A 14,500-nucleotide genomic window follows, 5' to 3' on the forward strand; every position below is an offset into this window, starting at 1 on the left:
TAAATTTTTGATTTTAACTAAACAAAAGTCTGTAAAAGGTCATTTTTGCAGAATATAATATAGTTTTACTAAGTGTTTTCAAGAAACCTTTCATCTATATTCGCGGTGAAACCTTAGGTTAAAAACAATGAAAACACTAGAAGAAAGAATTTCGGAGATCTTTCCGGAGCAATTACCTGCAGCACATGAACTTACTCCCATTCACCAAAAGGAATACCTATGCGGAGGCAAGATGATTCCTTGGGACGGTCCAGTTCAAAAGGTTTATTCTCCAATCTACTTAAAGAAAGAAGGGGGCTATGAAAATCTATGTATAGGTTCTTACCCAATAGCCAGTGAAAAAGAAGCTCAGGAGGCTTTAGATGCAGCATTAAAGGCCTACGACTCCGGTAGAGGTGAGTGGCCTACCATGAGCGTGAGTGACCGTATTGCCTGCATGGACAACTTCGTTCGGAAGATGTTAGAGCAGAAGGAATTGATCGTTACTCTTCTTATGTATGAGATAGGTAAATCCTTGGCTGACTCAATAAAGGAATTTGACAGAACGGTGGAATACATTTATGATACCATAGACTGTCTAAAAGATATTGATAGGAATTCTTCAAGGTTTAAGATAGAGCAGGGCATCATAGGTCAGATAAGACGTTCACCTTTCGGTGTAGTATTATGTATGGGTCCCTTTAATTATCCTTTGAATGAAACGTATACCATGCTTATTCCTGCTATCTTAATGGGGAATACTATACTTTTCAAACCTCCCAAACATGGTACTCTTCTGCATTATCCTATGCTAGAAGCGTTCAAATCCTGTTTCCCAAAGGGTGTGGTGAATACCATTTATGGAAGGGGTGCTAATGTGGTTCCTCCATTGATGCAATCCGGAAAAATCAATGTATTGACCTTAATAGGTTCTAGTAAAGTGGCCAGTGACCTGAAGAAAATGCACCCAAAATTGAACAGATTGAGAGCAGTATTAGGTTTAGACGCCAAGAACGCAGGCATAGTTTTGAAGAACGCAGACGTGGAACTGGCGGTGAAAGAGTGTGTTTTAGGCTCTTTGTCCTTCAATGGACAAAGGTGTACGGCCATCAAAATCATCTGGGTGCATAGATCCATTGCTAAAAGATTCTTAAACCTTTTCGTAGAAGAAGTTGAAAAACTGAAATTTGGGATGCCATGGGAGCCTGGGGTTCAGTTAACACCTCTTCCGGAGCCGGGTAAGCCAGCATATCTGGCTGAATGCATTGCTGACGCCAAAGAAAATGGAGCGGATGTGATGAATGAAGGAGGTGGAACTACCGTCAATTCCTTCGTATATCCCGCTGTTTTATATCCAGTTAACGAAAAAATGAAGGTATATCGAGAGGAACAGTTTGGACCTATTATTCCGGTGGTACCCTTTGATGATATTGAAGAACCTATTCAGTATATCATAGATTCATCTCATGGCCAGCAGGTTAGTATTTTTGGGTCAAATCCGGAGCAGATTGCTAATCTGATAGATCCATTGGTGAATCAGGTAAGCAGGGTAAATATCAATGCTCAGTGTCAAAGAGGGCCGGATACTTTTCCTTTCACCGGTAGAAAAGATTCAGCGGAAGGCACACTGTCTGTAGAGGATGCTTTAAGGGCATTTTCCATACGTACGGTAGTGGCCACTAAGGATACGGACATGAATAAAGACATCTTCAACTGGATAGTAGAAGGAAATAAATCTCATTTTCTATCTACCAAATACGTATTTTAGGGGTTCATAAGAACCCCTTATTTTTTTCCCAGAAGGACGCCACTCACGTTCCAAAAACTAAAACTACTTCCCTCCCTTTGCCCCTGAGGAATCTTTACGCGTATGCTATGTTTTCCTGCCTTTAAATCCCCTAATTCTATATATACAGGGTTAGTGACAGTGGCCGGGCACCAGTTGGATCTACTCAAATCCGAAGATGACAGTCCGCTGGCAAAATTCCCTGATACGGGATTGGAAAGTCGGTAAGAACCACAATCTTGTCGCCAAGGAGTAAAGCTATGTACCACAAAGTTATCGAGGTAAATGGTGTTCTTTTTAGGTAGGAATTCATCTCCATTTCCCCATCCACCATGACCTGTAGTAATGTATCTCAGTTGGGCGTCTTTAAGATCATGTTCAAGGGTAAATTCTACATTCAGTCCATTTTCATCCTTAAATAAGGTCGAGTAATTCTGTCCTCCCATTTCCATCACATTGACCGTATTAAATAGAGGCAGGGCAAAATCAAATCTATGGTATGCATTCTCTCCTTTGTGCAAAGTGATCTCCAGGCTGACTTCATGCCAACCTTTATCGTAGTTGCCTATGTAGGTGCCTACATAAATTTCTTTATCACTGAGAAGGCTACGAAGCTCTGAAATTTCTTGTCGGAAGCTCGTATGATCTAACCACTCTTTACCTTTGATGGCATTATAATTGTAATGATTTATACCAAAGGATGTGAAGAAGCGCATCAGTTCTACGTTCGGTAAATAGTTGTTGGTCAGATGATACCCTTGGTATACCTCCCCGTCTTTACTAGTTAGTTGAGGGATCTTATCCAGTCCGTTTTGTAAACCTTCAAAGAAGTTGAGTGCATTACTCTCCGGTATAATAAAGACAGAGCCTGTCCTGTCGTATGCATCTCCGTTAGATCTTTGTTTCAGTTCTACAAATACTTGAGTATCAAATCCTATGGTAGGAAATTTCACTTTTTTAACTAATAGTGTTCCATTTGCGAAGCGCATAACCCCTTCTTTGGCCTTAGTTTCTTCGTTCCAGTTTATTAGTTCATGATCTAAAACAGTTATGGCGGTGAAGCGGTTTTTCCATAGGATATCTCTGTAGGTTAAGATATCATGTGAGGTGTAAGTGGGAAGAGATGGGAATGAACTCGTTTTTTCAATGTTTTTTGCCCTGGTAACCTGGTTTCCATTCCTAACTACTTCTAACACAGCTCCCAGTTCTATTCCTATGGCACTGGGTGCAACAAAGTACGGAAGTGCGTTAGTAAACCAGATTTCTATGGTGTTAGAATTAACTATGCTGACTGCTTTTTGACAGGTATAACCTAATATCTCTTTCCTGTCTTCTGCAAAGGTGTACTTGTACTTGAGGGTGTCTGTACCTCCTATGGTTTTACCTTCCCCCAGCGGTGTGATGTAGGTGATGGTTTTACTTTTAGCAGTATAAAGGGTCTGCTCCCCTCCTACTCTTTCTGTAGTTAGATAGGTTTTTTCAGGTTGAGCATAAGCATAAAGAGGTCTGCCCGTGGATTTATCATTAAAAAAGGTTTCGTATTCGATTTTTAGATTTTGTCCAAAAGTAGAAAAGCTCAGGAATAGAAGGAGGATTCTCATAATTTAGAAAATAGATGGCTAAATATAAGTGCTTTTGCTTAGTCAATGCGAAAAATGAGGAAAATTGGGGGAAGGAGATAGGCTTCTATAAAATTTTTTTCACTGCTTTCTCGTCATTATATTGCCAATATAACCAATTAAGAAACGATGTTAAGAAACTCAGAAACCCGATTTCTGGAAGGACCACGGACCAGATGGAAAGAATTTAGATTTGCAGTAGATGTATTTATGGAGTTTATCAAAGGTTTCAGGACTTTGCATTTCGTTGGACCTTGTGTTACGGTATTTGGTTCTGCCCGTTTTGATGAGAATCATATATATTACAAAAAAGCGAGGGAACTATCTGCCAGGATTTCAACATTAGGTTTTACCATAATGACAGGCGGAGGTCCAGGAATCATGGAGGCAGCAAATCGCGGTGCTAAAGATGCAGGTGGACCTTCAGTGGCTTGTAATATTGAATTACCGCATGAGCAGCATGCAAATCCGTATCTGGATAAATTTGTCAATTTTAAGTTCTTCTTCGTTAGAAAGACCTTGTTAATCAAATACTCGTATGCTTTTGTGATTTGTCCGGGAGGCTTTGGAACCCTAGATGAATTCTTTGAGGCTTTGACCCTAATTCAGACAGAAAAGATTGAGCAGTTTCCTGTGGTGGTCTTTGGTTCAGAATATCATGATCATATGATAAAGCATATTAAAAGTATGGTTGACCAAAAGACCATATCTCTAAAAGATCCTGATCTATTTATTGTTACTGATTCTATAGATGAAGCGGTGGAGTTTATCCGACAAAAAACAGATGGAAACTTCGGATTGCGCTTAAAACCTAGAATTATTTTAGGGGAAAAGAAGTAAGGGGTTTTAAAACCCCTTTTTTTATGCGTACGCTTGAGGTGGTATAGTAGGATTTACAGATAATTTTCAGATAACTATTTGTTTGTCAATTTATTTCTACTACCTTTGCAGTCCATTTTAGGCGAAGAGTCTAAAATGGCGGAGTTCTGTTTGTCCTCTTGTCCTGTAATCAGCAGGTTACGCTTCCCCTGAGAGTACAAGACAGACTTTGGAGAATCGGATGATCGTCTTGGTCCCCTTTCTGATTGTGACTTAAGAAAGTTAGGAGTAAGATTGAGTTCGTTAGTTCGTATTTCTCAAATTTTAAAACAAAAGAAAGATGGCGAAAGAAATCGCAGGCTACTTAAAACTTCAAGCCAAAGGTGGACAGGCTAACCCTGCACCTCCGATTGGTCCTGCTTTAGGTTCTAAGGGTATTAACATCATGGAGTTCTGTAAGCAGTTCAATGCTAGAACTCAAGATAAAATGGGACAAGTGGTTCCTGTGTTAATTACATATTACACAGATAAATCCTTTGATTTCGTAATTAAGACCCCTCCTACTGCAGTACTTTTATTGGATGCCTCTAAAGCGAAGAAAGGATCAGATCAGCCTAACCGTAACAAGGTAGGTTCTGTGACTTGGGATCAAGTGAAAACTATCGCTGAAACCAAGATGCCTGATTTGAACTGCTTTACTATAGAGTCTGCTATGAAAATGGTGGAAGGTACAGCTAATAACATGGGCTTGAACATTACGGGTGAAAGACCGTTTTAATTAATTATTCATGGGAGTTCGAACAGAGAGTCGAACGTTAACTACCAACAATTATGGCTAAAATAAGCAAAAAAAGAAAAGAGGCCTTAGCTAAATTCGATATCGAGAAATCGTACGGTTTAGAGGAAGCCGCGAAAATTCTGAAAGAGATCTCTTACACTAAATTTGACGCTTCAGTTGATATTGACGTAAGATTAGGTGTAGACCCTCGTAAAGCTGACCAAATGGTGCGTGGCGTTGTTGCTTTGCCTCATGGTACTGGTAAACAAGTACGTGTACTTGTACTTTGTACTCCTGACAAAGCAGAAGAAGCTAAAGCAGCTGGTGCAGATCACGTAGGTCTTGATGATTACATTCAGAAGATTGAGAAAGAAGGCTGGACGGATATCGATGTGATTATCACTATGCCTACTGTAATGGCTAAACTTGGTAGATTAGGTAAAGTTTTAGGTCCTCGTGGTCTAATGCCAAACCCTAAATCAGGTACTGTTACTTTAGAAGTAGGTAAAGCCGTGCAAGAAGTGAAAGCTGGTAAAATTGACTTCAAAGTTGATAAAACAGGTATCATTCATGCAGGAATCGGTAAAGTTTCATTTGACGCTAAAAAACTAGCTGAAAACGCAAACGAATTGATTCAGACTTTGATCAAACTTAAGCCATCTTCGGCAAAAGGTACTTACGTAAAAGGTATTTCATTGTCCAGTACAATGAGTCCTGGTATTCAGATTGATAAATCAACAATTATAGGACTGTAATCATGACAAGAGAAGAGAAAGCACTTATCATTCAAGAGCTGAGCGAGAAGTTTGCTGCTAACCCATTTTTCTATATTACAGATGCTAGCGGTCTTTCAGTGGCTAAAACTAACCAACTGAGACGCAAATGCTTCGAAGCAGGTATAGAATATGTGGTAGTAAAAAACACGCTTATAGAAAAAGCTCTTGCTACACTTGATGCAGATTACACGTCATTCAAAGGTTCAGTACTTAAAGGATTCTCAGGTATCATGTTCCATCCTGAAAATGGAAAGGCAGCAGCTACCTTGATCAAAGATTTCTTAAAAGATAACAAAGAATCAATTAAGCTTAAAGGTGCTTCTATTGACGGTGGATTGTACATTGGTCACGACCAATTGGATGCTCTATCGAAATTGAAGTCGAAAGCCGAAATGGTTGGCGAAGTAATCGGACTACTTCAATCTCCTGCGAAAAACGTTATTGGCGCTTTGCAGAGTGGTGGTCAAAACCTGGCTGGTATTCTTAAAACTCTTTCTGAGAAAGAAGCAGCCTAATTTTTTTATCGGGGAATTTCCCCACTTTATTTAATTTTTAAACTATCTAAATTTTTATAAAAATGGCAGATATTAAAGCTTTTGCTGAACAATTAGTAAACTTAACAGTTAAAGAAGTTAACGAGCTTGCTCAAATTTTGAAAGACGAATATGGCATCGAGCCTGCAGCTGGTGGTGCAGTAGTAGTTGCTGGTCCTGCAGCTGGTGCTGATGCTCCTGCAGCTGAAGAAAAAACTTCTTTCGACGTAATCTTGAAATCAGGTGGTGCTAACAAACTTCAAGTTGTTAAGTTAGTTAAAGACCTAACTGGTCTTGGTTTGAAAGAAGCTAAAGAAGTAGTTGATGGCGCTCCTAAAGCATTGAAAGAAGGTGTTGCTAAAGACGAAGCTGATGCTCTTAAGAAACAATTGGAAGAAGCTGGTGCTGAAGTTGAAATCAAATAATTTATATATATTTGATACAAAAGACACTGCCAAACGGCAGTGTCTTTTTTTTGTGTGCCCAGCATGTGCAATAACTCTAGGGTGTAAGTCCCGAACACGCCTTTACAGTGGGAAGTGTTAGCTTATGACAAGGGTGTCCACCGTGAGGTGGAATCTGAAGGAAGTCTGAGGCAAAACCTCGATCCGACGAACAGAAACTACATACAAGGCCGCAAGTGTTGGGTGAGGCTGCAAAACAAGCCAAAGCCCTAAACTGTACGGAAACACTATGGTAAATGTAGCGGATATATGAGGTGAAAGTTATTGTTCTTACCTGGGGAGATCTGACTAAACTCTGTCAAAGGTATACGCGAATGCCCGCGAAGAAACATATAGCAGAATAATAATGCTAGTATGCTTTAGTCAGAAGTCAGCAGAGGACATAGTACCCTGCTTCTCTACTTTATACAGGGGAAGGTCTGAATGTTAGAATGGCAAAGGAACCATGAAGTTTATGACGAAGTGTTAAAAGCCGAACCACATAAGAGAACTGCTTGCATGAGGGTAGGTCGGAAACTGATAGTAAAATGCAAGAGGAGCTTAGCTGAGTCGTGCAACGAAGTGGACACAATGCCTGAGGTTTTTTTTTAGTAATACTATGTTGGAAGAGATATTACACATCCGAAATGTCAAACACGCAGTTGATCGTGTCATCTCTAATGGAGGTGCTAGCGGAGTTGATGGTATGCAGATCGATAATCTTCGTGACTACCTTAACACGCACTGGCAATCCCTGCGATCGGATATTCTCTCTGGCACTTACCGCCCACAAGCTGTTCGGAAAGTAGAGATTCCCAAAGCAAGTGGCGGCAAGCGTATGCTGGGTATCCCAACGGTCATCGACCGTGTTATTCAGCAAAGCATTTCCCAATGGCTTGGGTTAAAGTATGAGGGTGATTTTCACGATAACAGCTACGGCTTCCGTCCGAATCGTAATGCTCATCAGGCCGTCATTAAAGCGCAAGAGTATCTGAACTTGGGCTACACGTGGGTCGTTGAACTTGATTTGGAACAATTCTTCGATCAAGTGAACCACGACATACTGATGCATCTTTTGAGCAAGAAGATTACGGATCGTCGAGTCCTAGCGCTGATCGGGAAATACCTTCGTTGTGGGATTATGGATCATGGTCTTGAACAAAAGCGAACCAAGGGCACACCACAGGGCAGTCCTTTAAGTCCACTTTTGTCAAACATCATCCTGAACGAACTGGATACGGAACTCAGCTCCCGTGGACATCGATTTGTACGTTATGCGGATGACTGTAGTATCTACGCGAAGAGCAATAAATCCGCCACTCGTATTATGCGCAACATCACCAGTTACATCGAATCTACACTAAAACTGAAAGTGAACCGTGAAAAGAGTAAGGTAAGCAAACCTTCCCAAAGTAGTTTACTCGGCTTTAGTTTCTTCAAAACTCAAGGAGATTGGCAGATTCGTATCTCTGCAAAGAGTATCGAACGAATCCGAGAGAAGTTACGTCAAAATACTCGACGTAATACAGCTACTCCTATGCATGAGCGACTGACTAAACTACGGCAAATTATTCACGGCTGGGTGGATTACTTTCGTATAGCAACGAATAAGAAGGTGATGGTAACACTAGATGAACTAGTGCGAAGACGCTTGCGTGTTCTGCTTTGGAAGCAATGGAAGACCGCAGGTAATCGAATTCGGAACTTAATGAAACTGGGAGCCAAACGCTGGCTTGCCTACCAACATGCGAACACCCGTAAATCCTATACTCGGACAGGGACAAGCCCTATCGTTCAAACAACGCTAACAAACTCATACTTTACTAAATTAGGTTACGAAGGATTTGCAGACTACTATTACTGGAGAACAACGCATCAAACGACGTTATTCTAACAAACCGCCTTGGTACGGATCCGTATGCCGGGTGGTGTGAGAGGACAGATAGGGAAATAATCCCTATCTTCCTACTCGATTACACATGAAGAATTTTTTGGCTTACTTTTTTTCTCTCTCCCACTTCAGGCTCAGCAAGAGATTGTTAATGTAAATTATACAAATAACGTACTAAATAGAGATACACTGAAGAGTCAAAACCATCACTTCGAGGCCAGTGTCTTGTTCCCTATTTATAAAAATGCTAAGCATCTCATAGGCGGAAAATGGATTTACACTCACGATCAATTTTCTGGCTTACATCCTCAATTAAACCGGAGTTTACAAGGACTTGATTTGAACTTGCTTTGGAAACTGGCTCTAAATGAGAATTCCAGTATTCAGTTGGGCTTTTTAATAGGTGCATTCAGTGACTTTAATGCAGGTTCTAAAGACGTTTTACGCTATAGAATTGTGGGTAATTATACTCAGCGCTTTTCAGAAGCTCTTGTAGCAGGTGTAGGAACGATATATAACCATCACTTTAATGCGCATATGTGGATTCCCATTGCCTCGGTGGATTGGAAGCTAAACAATAGATGGAAAGTTAGTGGCATGCTCCCTATCAAGCCCAAAATAAGCTATATCATCAAGGATAAGTGGAATTGGGTAAGTGAGGGTGCCGGGCACGCTGAAACGTTTAAAGTGAAGAAAGCAGTAATAGAACTTACAGGGTGGACCTTGATGAGTTCCCTACAATATACTTTTAAGAAACATCACCGTTTTCAGGCCGGCATTGGTCTAACTCTCAGTCAACGGTTACGATATTATCAGGAGCCGAAAGAGATGAAGTGGAAATTGTACAACTTTGATATAAAGGCAAATGAAGAACCTTTGGCAGATTTAACCACCAAAGGAGGCAGATGGAATGTAGAATACACCTTTTTGTTGTAAGTAAAGGTATATCTATACTTTCTTCTAAATGCTGAAATCTTTATGGAAGTATGTTCGAGCATGCTTTCTTACTCGTGGAATAGATGTTTTAATAGAAAATGGGATACTATAACAGGATTTAGCAGCATTTAATGATTGCTTTTTCTCTCTCTATGTGCAGAATTTAATCTCCATTTAAAAAGATGTAATTTATCAGAGGACCAAGGAATTTTAAGTTTTGTAGCGACATTCTGTCCCTATTTTCTTGCATTTTATCCCAGATTTTTTCCCGATTTCCTCTCCTACTCTACTTTTGTAGCCTATCTCGAAACCGGATAGAACCCTATGCATAAATAATTCCCCTAAAATGAGTCCTTTTGCAGATCTGCGGCTCTCCCAAACCGTAGATTTGCTTAGGTACAATAAATTCGCATTCATAACTTGCGAATATGAAGTGGACCCTATTCCTATTCCTTACTTTTCCGACCTTCGGACAAATCATTGATCAGGATCTCATATTACTGGATAGCCTTATTCTATATCAGCAATTTAAGACCTGCGATCAGGTCATAGATCATTTGCTTCCAGATGCTAATCAAAATAAACAATCCGAACTCAATTTCAGAAAAGCCCTTCTTCTTGAGCGCATAGATAAAAATCATGAAGCTCTAGAGATGCTACATTCCCTTGAAAATAAAGCCATTCAGAAAGGAAATTTTGATTTACTCTGTCGTATTTACATTCAAATGGCATTAGGCTATGAGAAGTTAAATCAATACTCAACGGCCCAAAAATTTCTTGAAAAGGCAGAATTTTGGATAGAAAAATACACTTATTTAAAACCGAAAGTATTGGTAAGAAGAGCTATTCTATTTTCCCAAAATCCATCTACATGGGACAAAGCTCTGATATCTGCTATGGAAGCGGTCCGCTTAGGCATTACCTACAGAGACAGCGCATCTATAATAGATGGACAAATAGTTCAAGGTTCAATATTTTACAAGAAAAAGGAATATGAGCATTCCAATCAGCTCTACAAAGAAGTTTTAAGCCTACATAAACATTTTAATAATGTTATGGGTAAGCCTGTTATCTATCATAACATAGCTAGGAATTATTTGGGTATGGATAACCTGGAATTGGCAAAAAAGTATAGCGATTCATCATTTGCAGGCATCCAGGTAGTAAATGACCATTATAAAGAGTTGATTTTTGGACAAAGGGCCGAGTGGTTTTATAAGATGAAAAACCTGGATTCTGCTTATGCCTACCAAAATGCTAAATATTCAGCCATGGTGGCCAACCTGAATAAAGAAGAGTTAGTTAAAGTGCGGACCATGCAACAGCAATTTGAGAATGTCAGAAACTCCAGTGTGATCAAAATACAAAAGATCTTCATTGGGGTAGCTGTGGTTCTTATTTTGATAGTTACCTTTTTGTCCATCAAGTTGCTGCGAAAGAATAGGAAAATTTCTGCTCAAAATGCCCTAATCGCGGGTCAAAGAGATGATCTTCAGGCCTTAGTAGAACAGAAATCCGTACTCTTAAAAGAACTGCAGCATAGAGTAAAAAATAATCTGCAGCATGTGATCAGTATTTTGGAGATCCAAAAAGAGGCAGTCAATTTTAGTAATATGGAAGAACTGGTTAGGGAAAACAAAAACCGCATTCATTCCATGTCTATGCTTTATAGCCGACTAAACAGCTCAGAAGACATTCAATTTGTTAGATTAGAGGAATATTTCTTAAGTCTTGCCCATCTGGTGAGAGATTCTTATGGTTCTTTGGCTAAGAAAGTGAAGCTTGATATCAGTTGCCAAATGGACAAAATGGAGATCTCCAAAGTCTTACCATTAGGAATGATCTTAGTAGAATTAATTTCAAATAGCATTAAACACGCTTTCTCAGATAAGGTAGAAGGTAAAATCTATCTGCACGTATGGCAAGAAGAAAGAAGCTTTAATTTTCTTTATATGGATAATGGAAAAGGATATAATTTCAATGAAGTAAGAGAAGGTGCTCTGGGAATGGAGATCATTAAAGGTCTAATTCAGCAGTTGCAAGGCCACGTAGTTACCCGCAATTCCAATGGATTTGAAATAAAAATAGTGTTTCAATAAATGAAAAATATTCTCATAGTTGAAGATGATTTCCTTAACCGTCGCCTGATTAAGAAGGTGCTACAGGAAGAAAATTATAAAGTTCTGGAAGCCATGAGCGCTGATGAAGCTTTGAAGGTGCTCAAATACGAAAAGGTAGATTTGGCTATTCTAGATATTCATTTGGGTAAAACAGACGGAATAAGTCTGGGGCATTTAATCAAATCTCAATTCGCCATACCTTTCCTCTATCTGACAGCTTTTGAGACACAGGATATAGTAAGAAAGGCCATAGCTACTACTCCAATGGGGTATTTGACCAAACCCTTCAAAAGTGTGGACCTGATAAATACGGTAGAATTGGCCTTAAGGAATTCGGAATCCGGCCCCTCCCCTTTTCTTATCGTTAAAGATGAAGACCTGAACGTTAGGGTGCCTCTATCCAGAATCTCATTTTTAGAATCTGACGGTAATTACTTGTTGGTTCACTGCGAACATGAGGTATATAGATACAGAAGTACCATTAAACAAGCCATGGATACACTTCCGTCTATCCAGTTTATCCAGACGCATAGAGCTTTCCTTGTCAACAAAGAAAAAATCAGCCACTTTAACTCTAAGCAGCTGATTGTAGACGGGAAAAGTGTTCCCGTTTCAAAGAATTTCCTTGCCCACGTACAAGAAGCCTTGAATTAAGGATTTTGTCCTGTAGATCCGGGGTACCAGGATTTCCCATCTTTGCCTATTACGGTAATATCTCCCGAGCTTCCCTGCACATTCGTCCGGAAGATCACTTGCCCATTCTTAGCATCAAGTGCTAGTAACTCACTAGAACTGCCCTTATTATCTGTGACATATACAATGTCATTGGCATAGGTAACATTCCTCGAACTAAAATTGGACCCATTAAATGACCAATTTTCAGCACCATTTCCTTTATTTATGGAAAGAACTTTGCTGCGTGCAGTGATATAGAAGGTGTTTCCTATTAATACAGGGCTTGCTTTATGGTCACTAGTACCTAAGTTAACAGACCAAATATCAGCATTATTGATCACATCAATGCGCTGGAAGACATTTCCATCTACAACTCCAAAGATATGCTGGTCGCTTACGATAGGACTAGAGTTCTGAATCTGCTTGAAGGAATATGCTATCAAGCCTTCATGCCCGGAGCCCTGATGCTTGTTAAGGATATGGATACCTACGGAACCGCCGAAATATACGTAGTTCCCTGAGATCTGAGCCTTAGTATTCATGGAGCCTCCATAGGTCCCTCTTTGCCAATGGATACTTCCATTTGAAGCATTTAAAGCATAGAAGATTCCGCCACCTCCACTTGAAGGTGCATGAGTTCCTACGTATAGGATTTGGTTGTCCAGGATGACACTGGCGCTGATTGCGGAGGCAACAGGCGTACTCCAAATCACGTTCCCATTTGAGGCATTAATAGCATAGACATGATGGTTATTTGAACCAAAATACACTCGTCCGTCTTGAACCAAAGGGCTTCCAGAAGAGCCTGCATTGTATCTCCATCTAACGTTTCCATTTGAAGCATCTACCGCATAAAGATGAGTATTGGTGCAGAAATAGAGTGTGTTACCCACTGCAGTAATGGCGCCTTCTATCCTACCCTCGTATCCGTCTCTTGCCCATTTAAGTTCACCGGTGGAAGCATCTAAAGCTTCAAGGATAGTCTTATTAGTAAACGTACTTAGGTATAGGGTTTGGTTTGCTGTACTTGGTCCTAAGCCGGTGACGCTAACGGTCTTTTCTATTACGTGCTGTTCAAAAGTATTTGCTGCTGTTAATTTGACAATATAACTACCGTTACTCTTATAGGTGTGAACAGGATGATATTCTAGGCTGGATGCTCCATCTCCAAAATCCCAGATGAAGGAATCAGCATTCGCGGAGCGGTTAGTAAAGCTCACTTTCCCTTTGTCTATCACAAAAGTGAAATTGGCTTCAGGGGGCAAAACCTGAGTTAAAGCAAGATTTTGCGAACTGGAATGTTCCCCAAACTCGTTCGTTACTTTTAGGGAAACCGTATAGTTTCCATTGTTTTTGAAGGTATGTGTGGGGTTTATTGCATGGGATTTTTCTCCGTCGCCGAAATCCCAATGGTGCTCTGTAGCAAAGCTGGCACTGCTTTTAAACTCTACCACTCCCCTACTTTTGATTTCATAGGTAAATTGTGAAATAGGTTTTGTGATATCAGAAACCTCTAGATTTTGAGATGTTGAAACATTTTGATTAGCCGACTTTACGGTCAGGGTTACTTTGTAACTTCCATTATTGTCATATTTGTGCAAAGGATTAGCTTCACTGGAAGTTTTACCATCTCCAAACTCCCATTGATAACTATCAGCATTGGTCTCTTTGCTAGTGAATTGTACAAGATTTTTGCTTTGAAATTGAAAAGTAAATTCAGCTGAAATCTCTTCCTTTTTAGATGGCGAATCACTTTCTGTACACGCTGATAATAAAAGTAATATGAGTGGGAAAAGTAACTTTCTCATGATTGATGTGTTAGTGGCAAAGTAATTATAACCATTTCTAACTTTATAAAAAAGGCCGGTTTAATTTTCTAATCAATTTTTAATCTTATAGTGGCTTTAAGTGTCTCGAATTAAATTTCTTAATATACTAATCAAAAACTTGCATTTGTCGACAGGATTAAATAATTTTGCACTCTTTTGGTGCAAAGTAAGGAAACATTTATTATACGCACGTATTAAGTGGATTACCTACAAACCACCATTTATGCCCGAGACACTTCGACCTTTCGTAGGGGTTGATGCAAAGGGGTCTTCACTGCGATTTTTTCTGACAATGCGCTTATTGTCAGCATTTTTT

12 protein-coding genes are annotated in these 14,500 nt (G+C 39.8%); 10 read left to right on the forward strand and 2 right to left on the reverse strand.

Going from position 1 to position 14,500, the window contains the following annotated elements:
* Window positions 1–127: 127 nt before the first annotated feature.
* Entirely contained in the window at window positions 128–1,747 is a 1,620-nt protein-coding gene (locus tag LBYS_RS13010) for an NADP-dependent glyceraldehyde-3-phosphate dehydrogenase (protein WP_013409307.1), read from the forward strand.
* A 17-nt stretch (window positions 1,748–1,764) separates the two neighbouring features.
* Here the strand turns inward: LBYS_RS13010 and LBYS_RS13015 are convergent, their stop codons facing one another.
* Window positions 1,765–3,366 carry a PNGase F N-terminal domain-containing protein gene (locus LBYS_RS13015; protein ID WP_013409308.1) on the reverse strand — a complete coding sequence of 534 codons (1,602 nt, stop codon included), beginning with the start codon at window positions 3,364–3,366 and terminating at the stop codon, window positions 1,765–1,767.
* Between the two features lie 147 nt (window positions 3,367–3,513).
* Between LBYS_RS13015 and LBYS_RS13020 the strand changes: the two genes are divergently transcribed.
* The 9 genes from LBYS_RS13020 (at window position 3,514) to LBYS_RS13060 (ending at window position 12,334) form a co-directional block, all read left to right on the forward strand.
* A complete protein-coding gene (locus LBYS_RS13020) occupies window positions 3,514–4,224 on the forward strand; it encodes an LOG family protein (protein ID WP_013409310.1) in 711 nt (236 codons plus the stop codon).
* Between the two features lie 319 nt (window positions 4,225–4,543).
* Complete coding sequence (gene rplK, locus LBYS_RS13025; protein WP_013409311.1) at window positions 4,544–4,981, forward strand: 50S ribosomal protein L11; 438 nt, start codon at window positions 4,544–4,546, stop codon at window positions 4,979–4,981.
* Between the two features lie 53 nt (window positions 4,982–5,034).
* A complete protein-coding gene (rplA, locus tag LBYS_RS13030) occupies window positions 5,035–5,736 on the forward strand; it encodes a 50S ribosomal protein L1 (RefSeq protein ID WP_013409312.1) in 702 nt (233 codons plus the stop codon).
* 2 nt (window positions 5,737–5,738) lie between these two features.
* Complete coding sequence (gene rplJ, locus LBYS_RS13035; protein WP_013409313.1) at window positions 5,739–6,272, forward strand: 50S ribosomal protein L10; 534 nt, start codon at window positions 5,739–5,741, stop codon at window positions 6,270–6,272.
* A gap of 62 nt (window positions 6,273–6,334) precedes the next feature.
* Window positions 6,335–6,715, forward strand: a complete 381-nt coding sequence (gene rplL, locus LBYS_RS13040; protein WP_013409314.1) for a 50S ribosomal protein L7/L12 — start codon at window positions 6,335–6,337, stop codon at window positions 6,713–6,715.
* A 637-nt stretch (window positions 6,716–7,352) separates the two neighbouring features.
* Window positions 7,353–8,627, forward strand: coding sequence for a group II intron reverse transcriptase/maturase (gene ltrA, locus LBYS_RS13045; protein ID WP_049781352.1), 1,275 nt, complete (start codon window positions 7,353–7,355; stop codon window positions 8,625–8,627).
* Between the two features lie 141 nt (window positions 8,628–8,768).
* A complete protein-coding gene (locus LBYS_RS13050) occupies window positions 8,769–9,560 on the forward strand; it encodes a DUF6268 family outer membrane beta-barrel protein (RefSeq protein ID WP_262494828.1) in 792 nt (263 codons plus the stop codon).
* 428 nt (window positions 9,561–9,988) lie between these two features.
* Complete coding sequence (locus tag LBYS_RS13055) at window positions 9,989–11,659, forward strand: sensor histidine kinase (RefSeq protein WP_013409316.1); 1,671 nt, start codon at window positions 9,989–9,991, stop codon at window positions 11,657–11,659.
* Window positions 11,660–12,334, forward strand: a complete 675-nt coding sequence (locus LBYS_RS13060) for a LytR/AlgR family response regulator transcription factor (protein WP_013409317.1) — start codon at window positions 11,660–11,662, stop codon at window positions 12,332–12,334.
* Here LBYS_RS13060 and LBYS_RS18400 read toward each other — a convergent pair.
* Window positions 12,331–14,163, reverse strand: a complete 1,833-nt coding sequence (locus tag LBYS_RS18400; protein WP_013409318.1) for an outer membrane protein assembly factor BamB family protein — start codon at window positions 14,161–14,163, stop codon at window positions 12,331–12,333. The two genes, LBYS_RS13060 and LBYS_RS18400, sit on opposite strands and share 4 nt — an antisense overlap.
* Window positions 14,164–14,500 lie beyond the last annotated feature (337 nt).

It is taken from the genome of Leadbetterella byssophila DSM 17132 (genome assembly GCF_000166395.1).
GTDB classification, from domain to species: domain Bacteria; phylum Bacteroidota; class Bacteroidia; order Cytophagales; family Spirosomataceae; genus Leadbetterella; species Leadbetterella byssophila.

What these genes read in the sequence shown, in the direction of transcription:
- LBYS_RS18400 (WP_013409318.1), bottom strand. Translation starts at nt 14,163, where the DNA reads ATGAGAAAGTTACTTTTCCCACTCATATTACTTTTATTATCAGCGTGT.
- rplK (WP_013409311.1), top strand. Translation starts at nt 4,544, where the DNA reads ATGGCGAAAGAAATCGCAGGCTACTTAAAACTTCAAGCCAAAGGTGGA.
- rplA (WP_013409312.1), top strand. Translation starts at nt 5,035, where the DNA reads ATGGCTAAAATAAGCAAAAAAAGAAAAGAGGCCTTAGCTAAATTCGAT.
- LBYS_RS13055 (WP_013409316.1), top strand. Translation starts at nt 9,989, where the DNA reads ATGAAGTGGACCCTATTCCTATTCCTTACTTTTCCGACCTTCGGACAA.
- LBYS_RS13060 (WP_013409317.1), top strand. Translation starts at nt 11,660, where the DNA reads ATGAAAAATATTCTCATAGTTGAAGATGATTTCCTTAACCGTCGCCTG.
- LBYS_RS13020 (WP_013409310.1), top strand. Translation starts at nt 3,514, where the DNA reads ATGTTAAGAAACTCAGAAACCCGATTTCTGGAAGGACCACGGACCAGA.
- LBYS_RS13010 (WP_013409307.1), top strand. Translation starts at nt 128, where the DNA reads ATGAAAACACTAGAAGAAAGAATTTCGGAGATCTTTCCGGAGCAATTA.
- ltrA (WP_049781352.1), top strand. Translation starts at nt 7,353, where the DNA reads ATGTTGGAAGAGATATTACACATCCGAAATGTCAAACACGCAGTTGAT.
- rplL (WP_013409314.1), top strand. Translation starts at nt 6,335, where the DNA reads ATGGCAGATATTAAAGCTTTTGCTGAACAATTAGTAAACTTAACAGTT.
- rplJ (WP_013409313.1), top strand. Translation starts at nt 5,739, where the DNA reads ATGACAAGAGAAGAGAAAGCACTTATCATTCAAGAGCTGAGCGAGAAG.
- LBYS_RS13015 (WP_013409308.1), bottom strand. Translation starts at nt 3,366, where the DNA reads ATGAGAATCCTCCTTCTATTCCTGAGCTTTTCTACTTTTGGACAAAAT.